The organism is Vulcaniibacterium tengchongense (assembly GCF_003814555.1).
GTDB lineage: Bacteria > Pseudomonadota > Gammaproteobacteria > Xanthomonadales > Xanthomonadaceae > Vulcaniibacterium > Vulcaniibacterium tengchongense.
Map to the genome: position 1 here is coordinate 68,990 of NZ_RKQN01000002.1, position 23,397 is coordinate 92,386.

Consider the following 23,397-nt stretch of genomic DNA (forward strand, 5'->3'; position numbering starts at 1 on the left):
TTGGCGCGGCGAATGCGAGTCGTTCCGCCGGCCGGCCGGAAAGCATAGCACCCGGGCGGCTGAACCCGGCCGGAAGCGCTCACGTCCGCTTGACGGCCGGTTCCGCGCGAAAACCGGCCGGCCGGCGGCGGCTGCGGGGCAGCGCCGCCGGCCGGTCCAAGCGCGCCGGGGACGAGCCGGCGCGGAGGACGCGACACCCTCCCCGGCATGCCGGGGAAGTAGTGGGCGCCGCGGCAGCGCGACGCCCCTCCTCCCTGCGGGCAGGGAGGCCTTGCGGGTTCAGTCCGCCTGGCGGCGCAGGAACGCCGGGATGTCCAGGTAGCTGCTGTCGCTGCCGAAGTCGGCCGCGGCCGGCGCCGCCGGTTCCGCCCGGCCCGCGCCGGAGCGCAGGTGGCCGGCGAACCCCGGGCGCGCGGCCGGCAGGTCGTCCATCGCGCCGAACTCGGGCTGGCCGGTGGTGGCGTTGCGCACCAGCTGGATCGGCGCGCGGTGCGCCTCGCGCTCGCCGCCGCGCACCGGCTGCCGCGCCGCAGCGCGGTTGAGGCCGGTGGCGACCACGGTGACCTTGACCTCGTCCTGCATGTCCGGATCGAGCACGGTGCCGATCACGACGGTCGCGTCCTCGGAAGCGAAGTTCTCGATCGTGCGGCCGACCTCGTCGAACTCGGCCATGGTGAAGTCCGGGCCGGCGGTGATGTTGACCAGGATGCCGTTGGCGCCGGCCAGGTTGACGTCGTCCAGCAGCGGGTTCTGGATCGCCGCCTCGGCCGCGGCCTGGGCGCGGTCGTCGCCGCGCGCGGCGCCGGTGCCCATCATCGCCAGGCCCATCTCGCTCATGACCGTGCGCACGTCGGCGAAGTCGACGTTGATCAGCCCCGGGCGCACGATCAGGTCGGCGATGCCCTGCACCGCGCCGAGCAGCACGTCGTTGGCGGCGCGGAACGCCTGGATCATCGTCGCGTTGCGGCCGAGCACGGTGATCAGCTTCTCGTTCGGGATGGTGATCAGCGAGTCGCAGTGGTGGCTCAGTTCCTCGATGCCCTTCAGCGCCACCTGCATGCGCCGGCGGCCCTCGAACGGGAACGGCTTGGTGACCACGGCCACGGTGAGGATGCCCATCTCCTTGGCCAGCTGCGCCACCACCGGCGCCGCGCCGGTGCCGGTGCCGCCGCCCATCCCGGCGGTGATGAACACCATGTCGGCGCCCGACAGCGCGTCCATGATCCGCTCGCGGTCCTCCAGCGCGGCCTGGCGGCCGACTTCCGGGTTCGCGCCCGCGCCCAGGCCCTTGGTCACGTTGCTGCCCAGCTGCAGCTGCAGCTTGGCGCCGCAGTTCTTGATCGCCTGCGCGTCGGTGTTGGCGGTGATGAACTCCACGCCGTCGACGCTGCTGCTGACCATGTGCGCCACGGCGTTGCCGCCGCCGCCGCCCACGCCGATGACCTTGATCACCGCGTTCGGGGCCATTTTCTCTACCAGTTCGAAGTGTGCCATGTCGTCGTCCTCTTATATGCGCCGGATTCGGGGCCCGGGATCGGGGATTCGCAAGAGCAAACCCGAACCCCGTTCCGGCGTTTCTAGTGATTGCTTGACCGCGTCTTTTTCTTGCTGTTGCTGTTGCCCTTGCCGCTGCGACTCGCGAATCCCAAATGACCGATCCCGGCGTCAGAACTCGCCGCGATACCAGTTCTTGAGCCGGTTGAAGAAGCTGCCCGCGCGGCCGGTGGAGATCACCGGGCGGCGCGGGTTCTCGATCTGGCTGCCCATCAGCAGCAGGCCGACGCCGGTGGCGTGCACCGGGTTGCCGACCACCTCGCCCAGGCCGGTCACGTGCTGCGGAATGCCGACGCGCACCGGCATCTGCAGCATCTCCTCGGCCAGCTCGACCACGCCTTCCATCTTCGCGGCGCCGCCGGTGAGCACCATGCCGGCGCGCACGTGCTGCTCGAAGCCGCTGCGGCGCAGCTCGGCCTGGATCATTTCGAAGATCTCCTCGTAGCGCGCCTGCACCGCCTGCGCCAGCGAGGCGCGCGGCATCCGCCGCGGCGGCCGGTCGCCGACGCTCGGCACCTGGATCGACTCCTCGGCCGTGGCCATCTGCGCCAGCGCGCAGGCGTAGCGCACCTTGATCTGCTCGGCCTCGGGCGTGGGCGTGCGCAGCATGTGCGCGATGTCCTCGGTGACCTTGTCGCCGGCGATCGGCAGCGAGGCCGAATGCGCGATCGAGCCCTGCACGAACACGGCGATGTCGGTGGTGCCCGCGCCGATGTCGACCAGCACCACGCCGAGCTCGCGCTCGTCGTTGGTCAGCACCGCGTTGCTCGAGGCCAGCACGCTGAGGATCAGGTCGTCCACCTGCAGGCCGCAGCGCTGCACGCACTTGCTGATGTTGGCCGCGGCCGACTGCGCGCACACCACCAGGTGCGCGTGCACCTCCAGGCGCACGCCGGTCATGCCGACCGGGTTGCGGATGCCCTCCTGCGAGTCGTCCAGCACGTAGTCGCGCGGGATCGCGTGCAGGATCTTCTGGTCGGCCGGGATCGCCACCGCCTTGGCGGCCTCGAGCACGCGGTCGAGGTCGGCGTAGGTGACCTCGCCGTCGCGGATCGGGGCGATGCCCTGCGAGTTGCGGCACTGGATGTGGCTGCCGGAGATCGAGGCGTAGACCGAGCGGATCTCGCAGCCGGCCATCAGCTCGGCTTCCTCGACCGCGCGCTGGATCGACTGCACGGTCGATTCGATGTCCACGACCACGCCGCGCTTGAGCCCGCGCGATTCGTGCGAGCCGATGCCGATCACCTCGATCGGATTGCCCGGCGAGTACTCGCCTACCAGCGCCACCACCTTCGAGGTGCCGATGTCGAGGCCGACGATCAGCGACTTGTCACCCTTGCGATTCATTTCGGAGACCGGAATTCGGGAATGGAGACGGGGGGTTCGGGAAGCGCAGCGCGGCGGTGCGCGGCGGCGCGGCCGGGGCGGGCGCGGCGTCGTTCGCCGCCTCGCGCGGCGGCGCGGCGTCTTCCCACATCAGGGCGAAACCGTTGGTGTAGCGCAGGTCGGCGCGGCGCAGCACCCGCGTCTGCGAGGCGAGCAGCTGCGGCAACAGGCGCACGAAGCGGCCCATGCGCGCGCGCGCTTCGCTGCGGCCGAGCACGATCTGCGCGCCGCCGGCCAGGCCCAGGCTCCAGCTGCCGCGCGGGTCGAGCTCCACCTTCTCCACGCGCAGGCCCAGCGGCGCGAACAACGCGCGCGACTGGTTGTACAGCGCGACGACCTCGGCCACGCGCGTCTCCGGGCCCACGAACAGAGGCAGCTCCGCCGGCACCTCGATGCCGCGCGCCGGGAACAACCGGCCCTGCTCGGACAGCAACCGGTCGCCGCCCCAGCGCGCGAACGGCCGGTGCTCGACCACCACCACCTCGAGCACGTCCGGCCAGCGCTTGCGCACCTCGGCGCGCTCGACCCACGCCAGCTTCGCCACCGCGTTGCGCGCGGCCGCCAGGTCGACCGCGAAGTAGCCGCGCTGCGCGTACGGCAGCAGGACCTTGCGCAGCGCGGCCGGATCGACGCGCTCGAACTCGCCGGTCACGCGCAGGCGCTTGAGCGGCCACTGCGACGCGCCGATCCAGCCGTTGAGCACGGCCACCACCGGCAGCGCGACCAGCGCCAGCGCGAGGATCCAGGCGACGAGGCGGAGCATGGCGTTCACGCCGCCGCACCTCCGTCGGGCTTGAGGCTGGACTCGAGCACGCGCCAGCACAGCTCTGCGAAATCGATGCCGACCTGGCGCGCCGCCTTGGGCACCAGCGAGTGGCTGGTCATCCCCGGCGCGGTGTTGATCTCGAGCAGGTACAGCTGGCCGGTGGCGCGCTCGCGCATGAAGTCGACCCGGCCCCAGCCGCTGCAGCCGGCGGCATCGAACGCGGCCAGCGCGAGGCGGCGGATCTCCGCCTCCTCGGCGCCTTCCAGGCCGGGGCACAGGTACCGGGTGTCGTCGGAGACGTACTTGGCGTGGTAGTCGTACCACTCGCCCTTGGGCACGATGCGGATCGACGGCAGCGCCTCGCGGCCGAGCACCGGCACGGTCAGCTCGTCGCCGACGATCAACTGCTCCATCAGCAGCTCGCCGGGGTAGCGCGCGGCCTGCGCGACCGCGGCGTCGAGGTCGGCCTCGTCGAGCACGCGCGAGACGCCCACGCTGGACCCTTCGCAGGACGGCTTCACGAACACCGGCAGGCCGAGCGAGCGCGCCGCGGCGTGCACGTCGTCGCCCTTGGCCAGGCGCACGTAGCGGGGCGTCGGCAGCCCGACCGACAGCCACACCTGCTTGGTGCGGATCTTGTCCATCGACAGCGCCGAGCCGAGCACGCCCGAGCCGGTGTACGGCACGCCGAGCGCCTCGCACAGGCCCTGCAGCACCCCGTCCTCGCCGCCGCCCTTGTTGCCGTGCAGGATGTTGAACACCCGGTCGACCTTGCCGGCGCGGATCGCGTCGATCAGCGCCGGGATGCCATCGACCGCGAACGCGTCCACGCCGCGCGCGCGCAGCGCCTCGAGCACGTTGCGGCCGGAGTCCAGCGACACCTCGCGCTCGGCGCTGGTGCCGCCCATCAGCACGGCGACGCGGCCGAACGCGGCCGGGTCGGCGATGCGCGGCGAAGCGGTCTGCGCGCTCACTTGGCGCCTCCTTCGAAACCCTGCGCGGCCAGCTGCTGCGCGGCGTAGCCGATGTCGCCCGCGCCCATCAGCAGCAGCAGGTCGCCGTCGGCAAGCACGTCCGGCAGCACGCCGGCCAGGTCGCCGGGGCCGGCGACCACGATCGGGTCGATGCGGCCGCGGGCGCGGATCGCGCGCGCCAGCGACTTGGCGTCGGCGCCGGCGATCGGCGCCTCGCCGGCCGGGTAGACCTCGGTCAGCACCAGCACGTCGACGCTCGACAGCACCGCGGCGAATTCGTCGAACAGGTCGCGCGTGCGGGTGTAGCGGTGCGGCTGGAACGCCACCACCAGGCGCCGGTCCGGCCAGCCGCCGCGCGCGGCCGCGAACACCGCCTCCAGTTCCTTCGGGTGGTGGCCGTAGTCGTCGACCAGCTGCACGGTCGCGCCCCTGGCCGTGGTCAGCCGCGCCAGCAGGTTGAAGCGGCGGCCGACGCCGGCGAACTTCTGCAGCGCGCGCGCGATCGCGTCCGCGCTCACGCCCAGCTGCCAACCGACCGCGGCCGCGGCCAGCGCGTTGAGCACGTTGTGGCGGCCCGGCAGCGCCAGTTCGACCGGCGTGCGCGTGGCGTCCGGCAGGCACAGGGTGAAGCGCATGCAGGCGCCGTCCTGGCGCACGTCCTCGGCGCGCGCGTCCGCGTCCTCGTGCAGCCCGTAGGTCATCACGTGGCGCGGGGTGCGCCCCGCCAGCGCCGCGACCTCGGGATCGTCCAGGCACAGCACCGCCAGGCCGTAGAACGGCAGCCGGTGCATGAACTCCTCGAACGCGGCGCGCACCTTGGCGAAGTCGCCGCCGTAGTTCTCCAGGTGGTCGGCGTCGATGTTGGTGACGATCGCGATCTGCGGGTTCAGGCGCAGGAAGCTGCCGTCGCTCTCGTCGGCCTCGGCCACCAGCCAGTCGCCCTTGCCCAGGCGCGCGTTGGCACCGGCGGCCAGCAGCTGCCCGCCGATCACGAAGGTCGGGTCGATGCCGCCCTCGGCCAGCACGCTGGCCACCAGCGAAGTCGTGGTGGTCTTGCCGTGGGTGCCGGCCACCGCGATGCCGCGCTTGAAGCGCATCAGCTCGGCCAGCATTTCCGCGCGCGGCACCACCGGGATGCGCTGCGCGCGCGCCTCCAGCAGTTCCGGGTTGTCGGGCCTGATCGCGCTGGACACCACCACGCAGTCGGCGCCGAGCACGTTCGCCGCGGCATGGCCGCGCCGCACGGCCACGCCGAGCGAGGCCAGGCGCCGGGTCACCGCGTTGTCGGCGTTGTCCGAGCCGGACACCTGGTAGCCGAGCGTGCACATGACCTCGGCGATGCCGCTCATGCCGACCCCGCCGATGCCGACGAAATGCACGCGCGGGAAGGCCTTGGCGAGGTCGCCGGTGTGCTGCAGGCGGCGGCGCAGGGCCGTGCTCATTCGGTTCGCTCCAATACGATGTCGGCGACGCGTTGGGCCGCGTCGGGCTTGGCCAGCGCGCGCGCCGCCTGCGCCATGCGCAGCAGCGCGCCGCGCCCGGCGAGGGTTTCGATCTCGGCGGCGAGGCGCCGGGCCAGCTCGTCCTCGGACGCGCCCTGCGGCTGCAGCCGGGCGGCGCCGCGCTCTACCAGGAACCGCGCGTTCTGGGTCTGGTGGTCGTCGACCGCCTGCGGGAACGGCACCAGCACGCTGCCGACGCCGGCCGCGCACAGCTCGGCCAGGGTCAGCGCGCCGGCGCGGCAGACCACCAGGTCGGCCCAGGCGTAGGCGGCGGCCATGTCGGCGATGAACGGCTCCACGCGCGCGGCGATGCCGGCCTCGGCGTAGGCGCGCTCGGCGTCGTCCCGCAGCTTCTCGCCGCACTGGTGGCGCAGGTCCACCGGTACCCGCTCGCGCAGCGCGGCCAGCGCTTTCGGCACCGCGCGGTTGAGCGCGCGCGCGCCCTGGCTGCCGCCCAGCACCAGCAACCGCAGCGGGCCGTCGCGCCCGGCGAAGCGCTGTTCCGGCGGCGCCAGCGCCGCGATCTCGCCGCGCACCGGATTGCCGACCACGACCTCGCCGGGATGGCCGAAGGTGTCCGGGAAGCCGGTCAGCACGTGCCGGGCGAAGCGCGCCAGCACGCGGTTGGTCAGGCCGGGCGCGCGGTTCTGTTCGTGCACGGTCAAGGGCACGCCGGCGAGCCTGGCCGCCAGGCCGCCCGGGCCCGCGGCGAAACCGCCGAAGCTGATCACCGCGCGCGGCCGCCGCTGGCGCAGGGTGCGGCCCGCCGCGCGCACCGCGGCGACCAGCTGGAACGGCGCGGCGAGCAGGCGCGCCGCGCCCTTGCCGCGGATCGCGCGCACCGCGATGGTGTCGATCCCGATGCCGTACTGCGGCACCAGGCGCGTCTCCATGCCGCCGTCGGCGCCGAGCCAGCGCACCGGCACGCCGCGCGCGCGCAGCGCGTGCGCGACCGCCAGCCCCGGGAAGATGTGCCCGCCGGTGCCGCCGGCGAGGATCATCACCGGGCGCGGTTCGGCGTCGACGTGCGCGGGACGGCTCACGCGATCCTCCCCAGCGTCGGTTCGACGCGCTGGCGCAGCCGGCTGGTGCCGCGCGCCGGCTCGGCCGCGGCCTGGCGCAGCACCGCGGCCACCGCCTCGGGCTGCTTGGCCGGCCTGCCGCGGCTGCCGGCGGGCGCGCCGGTGGGCGGCACGGCCGGCGCCGGCGCCGGCGCGGCGGCCGCGGCCTCGCCGCGCGCGCGCGCGACCTGGCGCCGCGCGCGCTCGTATTCGTAGGACACCCGCAGCAGCAGGCCGAGCGCGGCGCAGGTCATCATCACGCTGGAACCGCCGTAGGAGATCATCGGCAGGGTCAGGCCCTTGGTCGGCAGCAGGCCGAGGTTCACGCCGATCGAGACCAGGCTCTGCAGCGCCATCCACAGGGCGATGCCGAAGGTGCAGTAGCCGGCGAAATGGCGGCGCATCTCGACGCAGCGCAGGCCCAGCCACAGCGCGCGGCCGGCCAGGCCGGCGTACAGCGCGACCACCGCGCAGACGCCGACGAAGCCGAATTCCTCGGCGATCACCGCGAGGATGAAGTCGGTATGCGCCTCCGGCAGGTACGAAAGCTTCTGCACCGAGGCGCCGAGACCGACGCCGAACCATTCGCCGCGGCCGACCGCCATCAGCGCATTGGTCAGCTGGTAGCCGGTGTCGAACGGGTCGGCCCAGGGATCGAGGAACGAGGTCAGGCGGGTGACGCGGTAGGGCTCGGCGATCGCGACCACCGCCAGCAGCGGCAGGCCGACCAGCACCGGGCCGAACATCCGCGGCATGTTCACCCCGCCCAGCACCAGCAGGCCGGCGGTGATCGCCAGCAGCAGCGAGGACGAGCCGAAGTCCGGCTGCAGCAGCAGCAGCGCGACCAGGCCGACGGCCACGCCCAGCGGCTTGAGCATCGCGCCCCAGGTGGCGGTGACTTCCTCGCTGTAGCGCTTGAGGTAGCTGGCCAGCCAGACGATGTAGAGCAGTTTGACCGCCTCGACCGCCTGGAAGTTGGAGAAGCCGAGGTTGAGCCAGCGCCGCGCGCCGTTGACGCTCTTGCCGACCCCCGGCACGAACACCAGCAGCAGCAGCACGAAGCACAGCGGCAGCAGCCACTGGCTGTACTGCTCGATGCTCTTGAGCTCGGTGCGCATCACCCAGCCGGCCGCGACCAGGCCCATTGCCAGGAACACCAGGTGGCGGACCAGGAAGTAGAACGGCCCCACCTCGAGGCTGTCGGTCACGCCGATCGACGCCGAACCGACCATCACCACGCCGATGCCGGCCAGGGCGCAGGTGATGCCGAGCAGCCACGGGTCGAAGCGGCCGCCGATCGCGTCGAGTCGGGTTGCCTGGCGCGCGGTCTCGTTCATCAGCGCACCTTCAGCGTGGCCAGGCCGACCAGGACCAGGATCACCGAGATGATCCAGAAGCGCACGATCACCCGCGGCTCCGGCCAGCCCTTGAGCTCGAAGTGGTGGTGGATCGGCGCCATCCGGAACACGCGCTTGCCGGTGAGCTTGAACGACGCCACCTGGATCATCACCGACAGGGTCTCGACCACGAAGATGCCGCCCATCACCACCAGCACCAGTTCCTGGCGCACGATCACCGCGATGGTGCCGAGCACCGCGCCCAGCGCGAGCGCGCCGATGTCGCCCATGAACACCATCGCCGGGTAGGTGTTGAACCAGAGGAAGCCCAGGCCGGCGCCGGCGATCGCGGCGCAGATGATCACCAGCTCGCCCGCGCCCGGGATCGTCGGGATCTGCAGGTAGTCGGAGAACACCGCGTTGCCGGAGGCGTAGGCGAACACGCCCAGCGCGCAGGCGACCAGCACGGTCGGCATGATCGCCAGGCCGTCGAGGCCGTCGGTCAGGTTGACCGCGTTGGAGAAGCCGACGATCCAGAAGTAGGCGATCGCGACGAAGCTGACCCCCACCAGCGGCAGCGCGACGGCCTTGAAGAACGGGATGTAGAACGTGGTCGCCGCGGGCACGTCGGCGGTGTGGTACAGGAACAGGCCGGCGCCGAGGCCGAACAGCGACTGCAGCAGGTACTTCCAGCGCGACTTCATCCCGTTCGGGTCGCGCTTGACGATCTTGATCCAGTCGTCCCAGAAGCCGATCCAGCCGAACGCCAGCATCACCGCCAGCACCAGCCAGACGTAGCGGTTGCGCAGGTCGCCCCACAGCAGCACCGCCGCGGCCACGGTGAGCAGGATCAGCGCGCCGCCCATGGTCGGCGTGCCGGCCTTGGAGAAGTGCGATTGCGGCCCCTCCTGGCGGATCGGCTGGCCACCCTTGAGCTGCGACAGGCGCCGGATCACCGCCGGCCCCCACCACAGCGACAGGAACAGCGAGGTCAGCGCGGCGAGGATGCCGCGGAAGGTCAGGTAGCCGAACAGCCCGAACAGGCTCTGCAGTTGCTCCAGCCAGCGCGCGAGTTCAAGCAGCATGGTCGTCCCCTCCGGCTTCGCGCGCGTCGGCGGCCAACAGCGCGGTCACGATCTTGTCCATCGCGCTGCCGCGCGACCCCTTCACCAGCACGCGCACGCCGCCGCGCAGCTGCGCGCGCAGCGCCTCGGCGAGCGTGTCGTGGCGCTCGTACCGCGCGGCCCCGTCGCCGAACGCCCGCGCCGCGTGCGCGCTGAACGGGCCCAGCGCGAACAGCCGGGTCACCCCGGCGGCGCGCGCGCGGCGGCCGACTTCGGCGTGCATCCCGGCCGCGTCGGCGCCGAGCTCGCGCATGTCGCCGAGCACCAGCCAGGCTTCGCCGCCGGCGCCGCGGCCGGCCTCGGCCAGGGTCTCGATCGCCGCGGCCAGCGAGCCCGGGTTGGCGTTGTAGCTGTCGTCGATCAGCACCGCGCCGCTGCGCAGCGCGTGCGTGGCCAGGCGGCCGGCGACCGGGCGCGCCGCGGCCAGCCCTTCGGCGACGGTCGCCAGCGGCGCGCCGGCGGCGAACGCGATCGACGCCGCGGCCAGCGCGTTGCGTACGTTGTGCCGGCCCGGCATCGCGATCTCGACCGCGGCCTCGCCGGCCGGCGACACCAGCACGAAGCGCGAGCCGGCCTCGCCGAGCGCGAGGTCGCGCGCGCTCACGTCGGCGCCCTGCTCCAGGCCGAAGCGGATCAACCGGCGGCCGTGGGCGCACTCGGCGAAGAACTGGGCGAAGGCGTCGTCGGCATTGATCACCGCGGTGCCGCCGTCGCGCAGGTCGTCGTACACCGCCGCCTTGGTGTCGGCGATCGCCAGCAGGCTGCCCATGCGCTCGATGTGGGCCGGGGCGACGTTGTTGACCAGGCCGACGTGCGGCGGCGCGATCGCGGTCAGGTAGGCGATGTCGCCGGGCTTGCCGGCGCCCATCTCGTAGACCGCGTACTGCGCGTCCTCCGGCGCCTCGAGTACCGCCAGCGGCAGGCCGATCTCGTTGTTGCGGTTGCCGGGATTGGCGTAGGCGCGGCCGTGCCGCGCCAGGATCGCCGCGGTCAGCGTCTTCACGCTGGTCTTGCCGTTGCTGCCGGTGATCGCGACCACCGTCGCCGCGCGCCCGCGCTGCACCGCGGCCGCCCAGTCGCCCAGCGCGCGCTCGGTGTCGGCGACCACGACCTGCGGCACGGCCAGGTCCAGCTCGCGCGCGACCAGCAGCGCCGCCACGCCGCCCTGCACCGCCTGCGGCGCGTGGTCGTGGCCGTCGAAGCGCTCGCCCTTGAGCGCGACGAACACCGCGGCGCCGCCCTGCGGCAGCGCGCGGGTGTCGGTGGCGACCGCATCGACCGTGCGGTCCTCGCCGCGCAGGCGGCCGCCGGTCCAGCGCGCGATCTCGGACAGGCGCGTCGGCCTCATGCGCCCCCCTCCCGCCGCTGCGCCAGCACCGCGCGCGCCACCTCGGCGTCGTCGAAGGGATGCTTGACGCCGGCGACTTCCTGATAGGTCTCGTGGCCCTTGCCGGCGACCAGCACGATGTCGTCGGGGCCGGCCTCGCCGATCGCGCGCGCGATCGCCGCGGCGCGGTCGCGCTCGACCACCGCGCGCCCGGGCCGGGCGAAACCGGCGACGATCTCGGCGACGATCGCGTCGCCGTCCTCGCCGCGCGGGTTGTCGTCGGTGACGTAGACGCGCTCGGCGTGCGCCTCGGCGATCGCCGCCATCTGCGGGCGCTTGCCGCGGTCGCGCTCGCCGCCGCAGCCGAACACGCAGATCAGGCGCCCGCGCAGATGCCCGCGCAGCGATTCCAGCGCCTGCTGCAACGGGTCGGGCTTGTGCGAGTAATCGACCACCACCAGCGGCAGGCGGCCGTCGCCGCCGAGCCGGTTCATCCGCCCGGGGATCGGCTGCAGCCGCGGCAGGACCCCGGCGATCGCCGCATCGTCCTCGCCCAGCGCGTGCAGCACGCCGGCCACCGCCAGCAGGTTGTCGACGTTGAAGCGGCCGAGCAGCGGCGAGCGCACCGGATGGCGGGCGTCGCCGAGGACCAGGTCGAAGGCGATGCCGGAGGCGTCGAGTTCCACGCGCTCGGCGCCGACCAGCGCCTGCTGGCCGCCGCGCGCGCTCAGGCCGATGCCGCGCACGCCTTCCGGCAGCCGCGCCAGCAGCGACACGCCGAACGCGTCGTCGACGTTGATCGCCGCCGCGCGCAGCCCGGGCCGCGCGAACAGCTTGGCCTTGGCCGCGCCGTAGCTGGCCATGTCGCCGTGGTAGTCGAGGTGGTCGCGGGTGAGGTTGGTGAACACCGCCACGTCGTAGTGCACGCCGTCGACGCGGCCCTGGTCGAGCGCGTGCGAGCTGACCTCCATCGCCACCGCCTCGGCGCCGGCGTCGCGCAACTGCGCCAGCAGCGCGTGCATCTGCAGCACCAGGGGCGTGGTGAAGCCGGTCGGGCGCGCCGCGCCGTACAGGCCGGCGCCGAGCGTGCCGATGGTCCCGGCGCGGCGGCCGCGCAGCTCCAGCGCCTGCGCGATCAGCTGCACGGTCGAAGTCTTGCCGCTGGTGCCGGTGACGCCGACCATCGTCATCGCCCGCGACGGATGGCCGTGGAACTCGTCGGCCATCGCGCCCAGGCGCGCACGCAGGCCCGGCACCGCGATCGCGTCCGCGGGCGCGGGCAGCCCGGCCGGCGCCGGCGGCTCGAACAGCACCGCGACCGCGCCGGCCGCGCGCGCCTGCTCGGCGAACTGCAGGCCGTGCGCGCCGAAGCCGGCGATGGCGACGAACGCATCGCCCGGCCGCACCTCGCGGCTGTCCATGGTCAGGCCGTGGACGCGCAGGTCGCCGGGCACGCCGGCGACGTCGGGCAGCAGCTCGCGCAGCAGCATCGTCCGGCTCATCGCGCCGCCTCCCGCAGCGCCGGCCGCACCGGCGCCGCGGCCGGCAGCGCCTTGCCCGCGGCCTTGGCGCGCTTGGCTTCGGCCTCGGCCTGCGCCGCCAGCCAGGTGTCGATGTCGTCCGGCGGCACGTCCATCAGCCGCAGCGCGCCCTCCATCACGCTCTTGAACATCGGCGCGGAGACGAAGCCGCCGAAGTAGCCCTTGGCCGGGTCCGGGTCGTCGATCGCCACCACCATCGAGAAGCGCGGGTTCTGCACCGGCACCACGCCGGCGAAGTACGACACGTAGCGGCGCGAGTAGCCGCCGGCGCTGTTGAACTTGCGCGCGGTGCCGGTCTTGCCGGCGACGTGGTAGCCGAGGATCGCGGCCTGGCGGGCGGTGCCGCCGGGTTCGGTCACGGTCTGCATCATGCGCACGACCTCGGCCGCGATCGCCGGATCGAGCACCTGCCTGGGCTCGCTGCGCTCGCCCTTGACGAAGGTCGGCCGGATCAGCTTGCCGCCGTTGCCGAGCGCGGCGTACGCCACCGCGATCTGCAGCGGCGTGGCCGAGAGGCCGTAGCCGTAGGACATGGTCTGCTTGGTGGTGCCGCTCCAGCGCCGCGGCGGCATCAGCACGCCGGTGGACTCGCCGGGAAAGCCGCTGCCCGGCTTCTCGCCGTAGCCGAAGCGGTGCAGGAACGAATAGAAGTACTCGTCCGACAGCTTGGCGACGATCTTGGCCGCGCCGACGTTCGAGCTCTTGGTGATCACGCCGGTGGTGTCGAGCACGCCGTAGTTGTGGTGGTCGGTGGTGCGGTAGCGGCCGTTCGGGATCCAGCCCGGGTTGGTGTCGAACTTGGTGTGCGGGGTGATGACGCCTGCCTCGAGCGCGGCGGCCACGGTCAGCGGCTTCATCGTCGAGCCCGGCTCGATCACGTCGGTGACCGCGCGGTTGCGGTGCGCGTCGAGCTCGCCGGTGCTCACCGCGTTCGGGTTGAAGGTCGGCAGGTTGGCCATCGCCAGCACCTCGCCGGTGGCGACGTCGAGCACCACTGCCGAGCCGGCGCTGGCGCCGGTGCGCTGCAGGGTCGCGCGCAGTTCGCGGAAGGTCAGGTACTGGATGCGGCGGTCGACGCTCAGGGTCAGGTCGCGCCCCGGCTCGGCCGGCTTGACCAGGTCGACGCTCTCGATGATGCGGCCGGCGCCGTCGCGGATCACCCGCTTCACCCCGGGCTTGCCGCGCAGCCAATCGTCGAACGCCAGCTCCAGCCCTTCCTGGCCGCGGTCGTCGATGTTGGTGAAGCCCAGCACGTGCGCCAGCGCCTCGCCCTGCGGGTAGAAGCGGCGGAACTCGCGCTGGCTGAACACGCCGGGGATCTTGCGCGCGAGGATCTTACGCGCCTGGTCCGGGTTGATCCGGCGCTTGAGGTAGACGAACTCCTTGTCCGCGCGCTGGCTCAGCTTGCGGATCAGCTCGTCGGCGGGCACGCCCAGCGCCTGCGCCAGCTCGGGCAGGCGGTCCGGCGTCTTCAGCAGCTCCTTCGGATTGCCCCACACCGACTCCACCGGCGTGGACACCGCCAGCGGCTCGCCGTTGCGGTCGGTGATCATGCCGCGCGAGGTCGGGATCGGGATCTCGCGCAGCGAGCGCGCGTCGCCCTGCTGGCGGTAGAACTCGTTGCTGACCACCTGCAGGTCGAACGCGCGCACCACCAGCGCCAGCGAGCACAGGCCGAGCGTGCCGCCGACCAGCAGCAGGCGGTTGCGCAGGTCGAACCCCTGGCGCGCGCGCGGCTTGCCCGCGCCCCGCTCCTCGCGCGCGGGGCCGCGCCAGGCGCGCAGCAGCTGGCGCAGCGCGCCGCCGCGCTCGCCGGAACGGGAACCGCGTCCGTTCGCCGCGCTCATGGCCGCACCACCACGATCTCCGGGCCTTCCGGGAACTTCATCCCGAGGCGGTCGCGCGCAACCTGGTCGATGCGGTTGCTCTCCGCCCAGGTCGCCTGCTCCAGCTGCAGCCGGCCGAATTCGATGTTGAGCTCGTCGCGCGCCCGCTCCAGCCGGCTCAGCTGCACGAACAGCTGGCGGTGCTGGTGGCGCGCGTACACCACCGCCAGCGCGGAGATCACGTTGGCGGCGACCAGCGCGGTCAGCAGCAGCCGGCTCATGCGGCGCCTCCGGCGGCGGGCAGCTTTTCCGCCACCCGCAACACCGCGCTGCGCGCGCGCGGGTTGGCCGCGACCTCGGCCTCGTCGGCCTTGCGCGCGCCGCCGATCGCGCGCAGCGTCGGCGTGAACGCGACCGCCACCGGCATGCGCCGGCGGGCCGGCGGCGCCTTCTCGTGGCGGGCGATGAACTGCTTGACGATGCGGTCCTCGAGCGAGTGGAAGCTGATCACCGCCAGGCGCCCGCCCGGCTTCAGCCGCGCCAGCGCCGCGTCCAGCCCGGCCTCGAGGTCGGCCAGCTCGCGGTTGATGTGGATGCGGATCGCCTGGAAGCTGCGGGTGGCCGGGTGGATCCGCCCCTCGCCCCGCGGCACCGCCTGCGCGATCAGCGCGGCCAGCTGCGCGGTGCGCTCGAGCGGCTGCTGCGAGCGGCGGGCGACGATCGCCCGGGCGATGCGCCGGCTCATCCGCTCCTCGCCGTAGGTCCACAGCACGTCGGCGATCTCGCGCTCGGGCGCCTCGGCCAGCCACTGCGCCGCGCTCGGGCCCCGCTCCGGGTCCATGCGCATGTCGAGCGGACCGTCCTTGCCGAAGCTGAAGCCGCGCTCGGCCACGTCCAGCTGCGGCGACGACACGCCCAGGTCGAACAGCACGCCGTCCAGGCCGGCGGCGGTCGCGTCCCAGTCGGCGAGCGCGGCGAAGCTGCCGCGGCGGATCGCCACGCGCGGGTCCGCGCCGAACTCGCGTTCGGCGACGGCGATCGCTTCGGGATCCTTGTCCATGAGCAGCAGCCGGCCTCCGGGGCCGAGTTGATCGAGCACGCCGCGCGCGTGACCGCCGCGCCCGAACGTGCCGTCCAGGTACGTGCCGTCCCCGCGCACGCGCAGCCCTTCGAGGGTTTGCGCGTACATCACGGGGAGGTGGCCGGAGAGCGCGCCGCGCTCCATGCCACCCACCGTCACAGCTGCAGGTCGAGCAGCTCCTCGCTCAGATCCTCGTCAGAGATGGTCTGACGGATCTGCGCGTGGTGCGCCTGCTCGCTCCACAACTCGAACTTGTCGCCCATGCCCAGCAGCACCGCCTTCTTCTCGATCCCGACCGCGGCGCGATGGCTGGCGGGGATGGAGATGCGGCCGTTGCCGTCGAGCTCGACGAACGCCGCCGCGCCGACCAGCTTCAGCTGCATCGAGCGGTTGACCTTCTTGGCCTTGGGCAGGGCGTTGACCTGGTCGCGCACGCGCTCCCAGACCGCCTGCGGGTAGAGGTACAGGGAGCCGGACTCGAACGGGTTGTAGGTGATCACCAGGCGGTTGCCGCACTCGCGCGCGACCAGGTCGCGGTAGGCGGTGGGCACCGCCAGCCGGCCCTTGTCGTCGATCGTGATGGCGGTCTCGCCTTGGAACATCCGGCACCTGTTGTGGCCGCCTCTACGCGGGCGGCTTCATGTCACCGAAAACCACGAAAAACCCGGTTTTCCCTCAGATGCCCACCTTAGGCACGCCCGCCAGGGTTGTCAACAGCTTTCCTCGCGCAATTTCGCTTTGCGCATCAAAGGCTTGCGCAGAACTTCACAGTCTTATTCAAGAGTTATCCACTAGCCCTTGTTTCGTCTCATCTTTTGAGACGGACGGCCTTGGCCCGCCCGCGGACGCGGCCAGGATCGGCGTTCGGGCCACGACCGCGCCGCGGCGCAGCAACGCGGCGACGGTGCGCGCCGGGCGAGCGCATGGAGCAGCCGGCGGCCCGGATGCTGACCGCCGGCGCAGGGCGCCTTCCGACTTGACCGCCCAGAGCGGGCTTCGCGCCCGCCGGGGGATGGCACGCCGGACGCCGGGTATCGACCCGAACGCCGCCCGGCCCGGGCGGCAGGCATCGAACGTTCGCGGTCGCGGCGAGTGGCGACCGCCGCGGGTTCCGGCAGGCCCCCGGGGCTTGGTTGCGGCGTGCCCGGCGCGTCGTCCGGCGTGGCCGCAGCGCGCTACGGGGATCGGCCCGCGCGCCCGGGCCGGCCCGCGGGCGCGCCGATACCGACGGCGTCCGTTCCCGGGATGCGCCCCGTTCGCGCGCCCCGCGTACGGGCGCCGATGGCGCGTGAACGATGCCGCCGGCGGCGGTTTCGCAGCCGGCGGCCCATGTAGGGAGCGCGGAGCCGGCCGATAAGCCGGGTTCTGTCGTGGACAGTCATTCCTCTGGGCGCCGCGTCGCCGCGGCGCTCAAGCAGCCTACCCGGAGACACCGCGGGCCGCGGCATCGTCTCCCTATTTGGCCTTGCTCCCGGTGGGGTTTGCCGTGCCGGTCCGTTGCCGGACTCGCGGTGCGCTCTTACCGCACCGTTTCACCCTTGCCACGCGCGTCTTGCGACGCCGTTCGGCGGTCTGCTCTCTGTTGCACTTTCCGTCGGCTCGCGCCGCCCAGGCGTTACCTGGCACCGTGCCCTGTGGAGCCCGGACTTTCCTCGACGCGCTCGCGCGCGCCGCGACTGCCTGGCCGACTCCGCGGAGCGCATTCTACGGCTTGCGTCCGCGAATGCCCAAGGTTCTCCGCGCGGACTACGGGGCCCGCTCAGGTCGGCCTCCAAGCCGCGGCCGCCGCGCGCCGCCTTCTCGCAAGGGCCATCCTCCGGGAGAGCCGCCCGCAAGCCGCAGCCCGCCCGTCGTCCCGCCCGGCCGGACCGGCGGCGTCGGCAGGTACGAACCGCAGCCTCATTCGCCGCCGTACAGCGCCTTGCGCGGCGCGCCGCTCAGCTCGGCGGCGAGCCTGGCCGCCTGCGAGGGCTTGAGGTATTCGCTCAGCCTGGCGTAGAGGCGCTGGCCTTCGGCGATGCGGGCGTCCGCGTCCTCGCCGGCGCCCTGCACGATCAGCACGAACTCGCCCTTGCGCTGGTCGGGGTCGGCGGCGACGCGTTCGCGCAGCGCGCCCAGCGGGCCGTCGAGCACGGTCTCGAACAGCTTGGTCAGCTCGCGCGCGAGCGCGGCCGGGCGCCCGGCGCCGAACGCGGCGACCAGGTCGTCCAGCGTCTCCGCGATCCGGTGCGCGGACTCGTAGAAGATCAGCGTGCGCGTTTCGCCGGCGAGCCGCGCCAGGCGCTCGCGGCGCGCCGCGGCCTTGGCCGGGAGGAAGCCTTCGAAGGCGAAACGGTCGCTGGGCAGGCCGGCGACGCTGAGCGCGGCGATCGCGGCGCACGGCCCCGGCACCGGCGAGACCCGCACGCCGGCCGCACGCGCGGCCCGCACCAGGCGGAAGCCGGGGTCGCTGACCAGCGGCGTGCCGGCGTCGGACACCAGCGCCAGCGACTCCCCGCCCTGCAGGCGCGCGACCAGTTGCGCCGCCTGCGCGTCCTCGTTGTGCTGGTGCAGCGCGAGCAACGGCCGCTCCAGGCCGAAGTGGCTCAGCAGCTGGCGGGTGCGGCGGGTGTCCTCGGCGCAGACCGCGGCGACCGACTTCAGCACCTCCAGCGCGCGCGGCGGCAGGTCGCCGAGGTTGCCGATCGGCGTGGCGACCACGTGCAAGGTCCCGGAAGCCGGGGGGGAAACGGCGTGCATCGTGCGTCCAGGAAAGGGCCGGTTAGAATCCTAACCGGTCCACCACACGCGCCGCAGCGCGGCGGATACTTGCCGATGAGCCCGATTCCCGATCGACGGATGCCGCGGCGACGCGCGCCGAACCCGCCACGCCGCTTCGCCGTGCGCGGCGTTCTCGTCGCGCTGTGCTGCGCCGCGCTGCTCGGCGGCTGCGCCAGCGTCGGCGGGCGGCCGGGCGGCGCGCCGGCGCAGGCCAGCCGCGACCCGGCCGTGGGCCAGGCGCTGGCGCAAGCCGCGGAACTGGCCCGCGCCGGCGCCGCGCTGAACGGTCGCGCGCGCGGCGAGAACCATCGCCAGATCGAGCGCCTGCTCGCCGGCATCGACGACGCCAGCCTGGCGCGCGAAGCGGCCGCGCTCGCCGCCGCCGACCCGCTCTACAACCACGTCGGCCAGGCGCTGCTGCGGCGCGGCCTGCCGCTGCCGCGGCCGTTCGACCGCAGCGGCTGGCGCTTCGGCGCCGCCGACCGCCCCGCCGCCGAGAGCGACGGCTACCGCCCGCCGCTGCGCCTGGCGGTGCTGCTGCCGCTGTCCGGCGGCCTGGCCACCGCGGCGCAACCGGTGCGCGACGGCTTCCTCGCCGGCTACTACGGCGAACGGCGCCGGCGTCCCGAGGTCACCTTCTACGACACCGCCGGCAGCAGCGCCGGCGCGCTCTCCGCCTATGACAAGGCCGCGGCCGAGGGCAACGATTTCGTGCTCGGCCCGCTCGGCCGCGACGAGGTCGTCGCGCTGTTCGCGCGCGGCACGCTGCCGGTGCCGGTGCTGGCATTGAACCGCGACCAGGACCCGCCGCCGCCCGGCCACGCCGGCTTCTCGCTCTCGCCCGAGGACGAGGGCGTGGCCGCGGCCGAGCACCTGCTGCGCCAGGGCGCGCGCCGGGTGCTGGTGATCGGCGGCGGCGACGACACCCAGCGCCGCGCGGTGGCGAGCCTGCGCGCGCGCCTGGAAGAGCGCGGCGGCGCGGTCACCGACGTGGTCGGCGAAGGCGTCGCCGACCTGGCGCCGTTCGCGAACCAGGCGGGCGGCGTCGACGCGGTATACCTGGCCGTGCGCGGCCCGGCCGCGCGCGCGCTGATGCCGAGGCTGGCGCTGGCCGGGTTGGCCGGCAAGCCGCGGGTGGCGACCTCGCAGCTGCTCTCGGGCACCGGCAAGCCGGAGGAAGACCGCGTGCTCGACGGCATCGCCTTCCCGAGCGAGACCTGGACCGCCGGCGGCGGCGTGCGCGGCCTGCCGGCCGCGGCTTCGGTCGCGGCGCAGCTGCCGACCGCGCGCGGCGCGGCGGCGAGGCTGTTCGCGTTCGGCTACGACGCCTGGCTGCTGGCCGCCTACTTCGAGCACCTGGCCACGACCACCGACGACATCGCCGGCGCCACCGGCGTGCTGCGCCTGGACGGCTTCGGCAACGTGCTGCGCACGCCGGCGTGGTCGACCTTCAGCGGCGGCGTCGCGGTGCCGCTGGCGGATGCCGCGCGCCGTTGACCGGCGCGGCCGCGGCGCGGCGGTCGAGGCCGCTGCCCGCGCCTGGCTGCGGCGCGCCGGCCTGCGCGACCTGGCCGCCAACGCCGGCTTCCGGGTCGGCGAGCTCGACCTGGTGATGCTCGACGGCGACACGCTGGTGTTCGTCGAGGTGCGCTATCGCCGCGACCCGCGCTTCGGCGGCGGCGCCGCGTCGATCGACCTGCGCAAGCGCCGCCGCCTGCTGCTCGCCGCGCAGGCCTTCCTCGCCGCGCATCCGCGCTACGCGCAGGCCGGCTGCCGCTTCGACGTGATCGAGGCCGACGGCGACCCCGACGCGCCGCGCCTGCACTGGCTGCGCGACGCCTTCCGCGCCGACGATTGCTGAGCCCGGGCGCCGCGTCCGGCGGCCGCCGCGGATTTTCGCGGCTGCGCACGGGGTCGGACACCCGGGCGCCGCGGTCGGGTCGGCGGCCGCGCGTTGGCGCCCTGCCGCTCGCGGACTCGCCCGGCGGAATCCCGCGCGCACGGGGAGGCGATCGCCCGAACGCCCGCGCCGCGCGCATCCGCGCGAATCCCGCCGGCGGGAATCCAGCCCGGCGCGGCGCATCGGCGGCGCGCTATCCTCGCGCGATGACTCCGCTTCCGCGCGCGCTGCATCGCGAACTGGCCGCCGTGCTCGGCGACGGCTGGCGCGTCGATCCGAACGAGCGCCTGGCGTACGCCTACGACAACTCGCGCCGGCAGGCGCTGCCCGACGCGGTCGCGCTGCCGGTGGAGCGCGGGCAGGTGGTCGCGCTGGTGCGCGCCTGCCGCGCGCACCGGGTGCCGGTGATCGCGCGCGGCCGCGGCACCAACACCACCGGCGCCGCGGTGCCGGTGGCCGGCGGCGTGGTGGTCTCGTTCGAGCGCATGAACCGCATCCTCGCGATCCGCCCCGGCGACCGCTGCGCGGTGGTCGAACCCGGCGTGCTCAACGGCGAGCTGCAGGCCGCGCTCGAGCCGCACGGGCTGTTCTGGCCGCCGGACCCGACCAGCGCCGGCTACAGCACCGTCGGCGGCAACCTGGCCTGCAACGCCGGCGGGCCGCGCGCGGTGAAGTACGGCGCCAGCCGCGACAACGTGCTCGCGTTGGGCGCGGTCGCCGGCACCGGCGAACCGATCCGCTGCGGCACGGCCACCACCAAGGGCGCGACCGGCTACGACCTGCAACGGCTGCTGGTCGGCAGCGAAGGCACGCTGGCGCTGATCGTCGAGGCGACGCTGCGGCTGACGCCGTTGCCGCCGGCGCGGCGCGCGTTGCGCGCGCTGTATCGCGACGTCGCGGCCGCGGCGCGCGCGGTGGCGCGGCTGATGGCGCAGCCGGTCACGCCGTCGATGCTGGAGTTCATGGACGCCACCGCGGTGCGGCTGGCGCGCGAGGTCGGGGGCGCCGACCTGCCGCCGGAGGCCGGCGCACTGCTGATGATCGAAGCCGACGGCGACGCGCAGACGCTGCCGCACGCGGTGGAGGCGCTGATGCGCGCGGCCGCGGGCGAAGGCCTGGTGGCGATCGACGACGCCGCCGACGAGGCCGCGCGCGAGCGGCTGTGGGCGGCGCGCAAGGCGCTGTCGCCGGCGCTGCGCACGCTCGCGCCGGGCAAGATCAACGAGGACGTGGTGGTGCCGGTCTCGCGCATCCCGGAACTGGTCGACGGCGTGCAGGCGCTGGCGCGCGAGTTCGCGCTGCCCATCGTCTGCTTCGGCCATGCCGGCAACGGCAACCTGCACGTCAACCTGCTGTTCGATCCGGCCGACGCCGGGCAGGGCGCGCGCGCCGAGGCGGCGCTGGCGCGGGTGTTCGCGCTGGCCCTCGCGCTCGGCGGCACGCTGTCGGGCGAGCACGGCATCGGCCTGGCCAAGCGCGCGTTCCTGCCGCAGGCGATCGACCCGCCGACCTTGGCGCTGATGCGCGCGGTCAAGGCGGCGTTCGATCCGGACGGCATCCTCAACCCGGGCAAGCTGCTGCCGGACTGACGCCGGCGCTTGTTGCGCGCGGCCGCGGCCGTTAGGATGCCGCCGCGGTCGCGCAGCGGCCGTCGTAAGCGTTCACGTCAACCAACGCGCCACCCTCTCCGGCCATGCCGGGGCTCGGGCCTCCCGCACGCGCGGGGGCGAAGGCGCCTTGCTTGACCGGATCGATCCCCAGGAAATCCGCATGAACGCTGACTCGAAGAATTCCCGTACCCCCATGCTCGGCCTGCGCAAGCTGCCGGCGCGCTACGGCGCGGTGGTGATGCCGCTGCTGCTGTCGATCCTGATGACCTGCATCGTGTCGCTGGTCAGCACGCTGCGCAGCGTCGGCGCCGGGCCCGACTTCCTGCGCCTGTGGCTGGGCGCCTGGGCGCTGTCCTGGTTGATCGCCTTCCCGACCTTGCTCGCGGTGCTGCCGTTGGTGCGCCGCGCGACGGCGGCGATCGTGCGCTCGGCCTGAACCGCGCCACCCGGTTCCTCGCCCCTGCCCCCTCCCGCGAGCGGGAGAGGGGTTCTACGCAGCCGACCGTCCCGCGCGGCGGCAGGATCGTTCGTAGCGGATGCGCGCGCGGCGGAAAAGAAGGATTCTTCGTAGCTGGAGCCCACGCGGCGGCGAGGGTTCCTCCGTAGCCGGGCGGCCCGCGTGCAGGGAAAGGAGCCGAGGCCGCGGCCGGCCGGCGGCGCGCCCACGGGCCGCCGACGGGAGCTAGGCGGCGCCGAAGTGCTCGTAGCCGGCGCGCGGCGGCGTCCAGCGCGCGCCTTCGGCGTCGAATACGGCCACGCCGCTGCCGGCGACGATGCGCCCGATCCAGCTCACCGGCGTGCCGCTCGCTTCGGCCGCGCGCTGCACCGCGTCGATCGCGGCGCTGGGCGCGGTGAAGCACAGTTCGTAGTCGTCGCCGCCGCTGGCCTGCAGCCCGCGCAATGCGTCGCCGGCGAACGCGCCGCGCAGCGCCGGCGAGGCCGGCAGCGCGTCCAGGTCCAGCTCGGCGCCGACGCCGCTGGCGCGGCAGACGTGGCCGAGGTCGGCGAGCAGCCCGTCCGAGACGTCGATCGCCGCATGGGCGAGGCCGGCCAGCGCGCGCCCCAGCGCGAGGCGCGGCGTCGGCCGGTCCAGGCGCGCGCGCAGCACCGGGTCGGCGGCGCCGCCCTGCCGCCATTGCGCCAGCGCCGCGGCGGCATCGCCGAGGGTGCCGCTGACCCAGACGTCGTCGCCGGCGCGGGCGCGGTCGCGGCGCAAGGCGCGCCCGGCCTCGGCCAGGCCATGGACGGTCACGCACGCCGACAGCGGCCCGCGCGTGGTGTCGCCGCCGACCAGGGCGACGCGGTGGCGTTCCGCCAACGCCAGGAAGCCGTCGAGGAAGCCGTCGAGCCAGGCCGGGTCGGCCTGCGGCAGGGACAGCGACAGCGTGCACCAGGCCGGCTCGGCGCCCATCGCGGCCAGATCGGACAGGTTCACCGCCAGCGCCTTCCAGCCGATGTCGGCGGGCGCGCTGTCGCCGGGGAAGTGCACGCCGGCGTTGAGCGTGTCCGTGGCCACCACCAGGTGCCGCTCCGGCGGGACCCGCAGCAGCGCGGCGTCGTCGCCGATGCCCAACAGCACGTCGTCGCGCGAAGCGGCGCGGCGGCGGATGCGCTCGATCAGGTCGAATTCGGCCATCGGTCCTCCTCG

20 protein-coding genes and 1 other RNA gene are annotated in these 23,397 nt (G+C 74.0%); 4 read left to right on the forward strand and 17 right to left on the reverse strand.

The genetic code is table 11. From position 1 onward, the window contains the following. Nucleotides 1-279 precede the first annotated feature (279 nt). From ftsZ to rsmI, 16 genes are all read right to left on the reverse strand, one after another. On the reverse strand, nucleotides 280-1,494 hold the full coding sequence (ftsZ, locus tag EDC50_RS06650) for a cell division protein FtsZ (protein ID WP_123769718.1): 1,215 nt from the start codon (nucleotides 1,492-1,494) through the stop codon (nucleotides 280-282). A gap of 171 nt (nucleotides 1,495-1,665) precedes the next feature. Next, nucleotides 1,666-2,901, reverse strand: coding sequence for a cell division protein FtsA (gene ftsA / locus EDC50_RS06655; RefSeq protein WP_123769719.1), 1,236 nt, complete (start codon nucleotides 2,899-2,901; stop codon nucleotides 1,666-1,668). Continuing rightward, nucleotides 2,885-3,712: a cell division protein FtsQ/DivIB gene (locus EDC50_RS06660; RefSeq protein ID WP_123769720.1), complete on the reverse strand. Its 828-nt coding sequence runs from the start codon at nucleotides 3,710-3,712 to the stop codon at nucleotides 2,885-2,887. The genes ftsA and EDC50_RS06660 overlap by 17 nt, the downstream gene beginning before the upstream one ends. Then, on the reverse strand, nucleotides 3,709-4,680 hold the full coding sequence (locus EDC50_RS06665; protein WP_123769721.1) for a D-alanine--D-alanine ligase: 972 nt from the start codon (nucleotides 4,678-4,680) through the stop codon (nucleotides 3,709-3,711). The genes EDC50_RS06660 and EDC50_RS06665 overlap by 4 nt, the downstream gene beginning before the upstream one ends. Continuing rightward, entirely contained in the window at nucleotides 4,677-6,122 is a 1,446-nt protein-coding gene (murC, locus tag EDC50_RS06670) for a UDP-N-acetylmuramate--L-alanine ligase (protein WP_425477899.1), read from the reverse strand. The genes EDC50_RS06665 and murC overlap by 4 nt, the downstream gene beginning before the upstream one ends. After that, nucleotides 6,119-7,183 carry an undecaprenyldiphospho-muramoylpentapeptide beta-N-acetylglucosaminyltransferase gene (gene murG, locus EDC50_RS06675; protein ID WP_123770396.1) on the reverse strand — a complete coding sequence of 355 codons (1,065 nt, stop codon included), beginning with the start codon at nucleotides 7,181-7,183 and terminating at the stop codon, nucleotides 6,119-6,121. The genes murC and murG overlap by 4 nt, the downstream gene beginning before the upstream one ends. A 38-nt stretch (nucleotides 7,184-7,221) precedes the next feature. After that, nucleotides 7,222-8,580, reverse strand: coding sequence for a putative lipid II flippase FtsW (gene ftsW, locus EDC50_RS06680; RefSeq protein WP_123769722.1), 1,359 nt, complete (start codon nucleotides 8,578-8,580; stop codon nucleotides 7,222-7,224). Next, nucleotides 8,580-9,665 carry a phospho-N-acetylmuramoyl-pentapeptide-transferase gene (gene mraY, locus EDC50_RS06685; RefSeq protein ID WP_123769723.1) on the reverse strand — a complete coding sequence of 362 codons (1,086 nt, stop codon included), beginning with the start codon at nucleotides 9,663-9,665 and terminating at the stop codon, nucleotides 8,580-8,582. Before mraY ends, ftsW begins: the two co-directional genes overlap by 1 nt. After that, nucleotides 9,655-11,052: a UDP-N-acetylmuramoyl-tripeptide--D-alanyl-D-alanine ligase gene (locus EDC50_RS06690; protein ID WP_123769724.1), complete on the reverse strand. Its 1,398-nt coding sequence runs from the start codon at nucleotides 11,050-11,052 to the stop codon at nucleotides 9,655-9,657. The genes mraY and EDC50_RS06690 overlap by 11 nt, the downstream gene beginning before the upstream one ends. After that, on the reverse strand, nucleotides 11,049-12,533 hold the full coding sequence (locus EDC50_RS06695; RefSeq protein ID WP_123769725.1) for a UDP-N-acetylmuramoyl-L-alanyl-D-glutamate--2,6-diaminopimelate ligase: 1,485 nt from the start codon (nucleotides 12,531-12,533) through the stop codon (nucleotides 11,049-11,051). The genes EDC50_RS06690 and EDC50_RS06695 overlap by 4 nt, the downstream gene beginning before the upstream one ends. Then, a complete protein-coding gene (locus EDC50_RS06700; RefSeq protein ID WP_123769726.1) occupies nucleotides 12,530-14,419 on the reverse strand; it encodes a peptidoglycan D,D-transpeptidase FtsI family protein in 1,890 nt (629 codons plus the stop codon). Before EDC50_RS06700 ends, EDC50_RS06695 begins: the two co-directional genes overlap by 4 nt. Continuing rightward, nucleotides 14,416-14,679 (reverse strand): cell division protein FtsL, encoded by a 264-nt coding sequence (ftsL, locus tag EDC50_RS06705; protein WP_123769727.1) that lies wholly within the window; start codon nucleotides 14,677-14,679, stop codon nucleotides 14,416-14,418. Before ftsL ends, EDC50_RS06700 begins: the two co-directional genes overlap by 4 nt. Then, nucleotides 14,676-15,623: a 16S rRNA (cytosine(1402)-N(4))-methyltransferase RsmH gene (rsmH, locus tag EDC50_RS06710; protein ID WP_123769728.1), complete on the reverse strand. Its 948-nt coding sequence runs from the start codon at nucleotides 15,621-15,623 to the stop codon at nucleotides 14,676-14,678. The genes ftsL and rsmH overlap by 4 nt, the downstream gene beginning before the upstream one ends. Before the next feature lie 11 nt (nucleotides 15,624-15,634). Then, nucleotides 15,635-16,081 (reverse strand): division/cell wall cluster transcriptional repressor MraZ, encoded by a 447-nt coding sequence (mraZ, locus tag EDC50_RS06715; RefSeq protein ID WP_123769729.1) that lies wholly within the window; start codon nucleotides 16,079-16,081, stop codon nucleotides 15,635-15,637. Between the two features lie 736 nt (nucleotides 16,082-16,817). After that, nucleotides 16,818-17,171: RNase P RNA component class A (rnpB, locus tag EDC50_RS06720), an RNA gene on the reverse strand. Between the two features lie 207 nt (nucleotides 17,172-17,378). Further along, nucleotides 17,379-18,218 (reverse strand): 16S rRNA (cytidine(1402)-2'-O)-methyltransferase, encoded by an 840-nt coding sequence (rsmI, locus tag EDC50_RS06725; RefSeq protein ID WP_123769730.1) that lies wholly within the window; start codon nucleotides 18,216-18,218, stop codon nucleotides 17,379-17,381. Between the two features lie 75 nt (nucleotides 18,219-18,293). On the opposite strand from rsmI, the gene EDC50_RS06730 reads away from it, so the two are divergent. From EDC50_RS06730 to EDC50_RS06745, 4 genes are all read left to right on the forward strand, one after another. Further along, nucleotides 18,294-19,736, forward strand: a complete 1,443-nt coding sequence (locus EDC50_RS06730) for a penicillin-binding protein activator (protein WP_123769731.1) — start codon at nucleotides 18,294-18,296, stop codon at nucleotides 19,734-19,736. After that, nucleotides 19,720-20,100 (forward strand): YraN family protein, encoded by a 381-nt coding sequence (locus tag EDC50_RS06735; protein ID WP_123769732.1) that lies wholly within the window; start codon nucleotides 19,720-19,722, stop codon nucleotides 20,098-20,100. The genes EDC50_RS06730 and EDC50_RS06735 overlap by 17 nt, the downstream gene beginning before the upstream one ends. Nucleotides 20,101-20,345: 245 nt before the next feature. Next, on the forward strand, nucleotides 20,346-21,728 hold the full coding sequence (locus EDC50_RS06740) for an FAD-binding oxidoreductase (RefSeq protein WP_123769733.1): 1,383 nt from the start codon (nucleotides 20,346-20,348) through the stop codon (nucleotides 21,726-21,728). Nucleotides 21,729-21,909: 181 nt separating this feature from the next. Beyond that, nucleotides 21,910-22,185 carry a DUF2798 domain-containing protein gene (locus EDC50_RS06745; RefSeq protein ID WP_199742132.1) on the forward strand — a complete coding sequence of 92 codons (276 nt, stop codon included), beginning with the start codon at nucleotides 21,910-21,912 and terminating at the stop codon, nucleotides 22,183-22,185. Nucleotides 22,186-22,431: 246 nt separating this feature from the next. Here EDC50_RS06745 and thiL read toward each other — a convergent pair whose 3' ends face one another. Next, entirely contained in the window at nucleotides 22,432-23,385 is a 954-nt protein-coding gene (gene thiL, locus EDC50_RS06750; RefSeq protein ID WP_123769734.1) for a thiamine-phosphate kinase, read from the reverse strand. Between the last annotated feature and the right edge of the window lie 12 nt (nucleotides 23,386-23,397).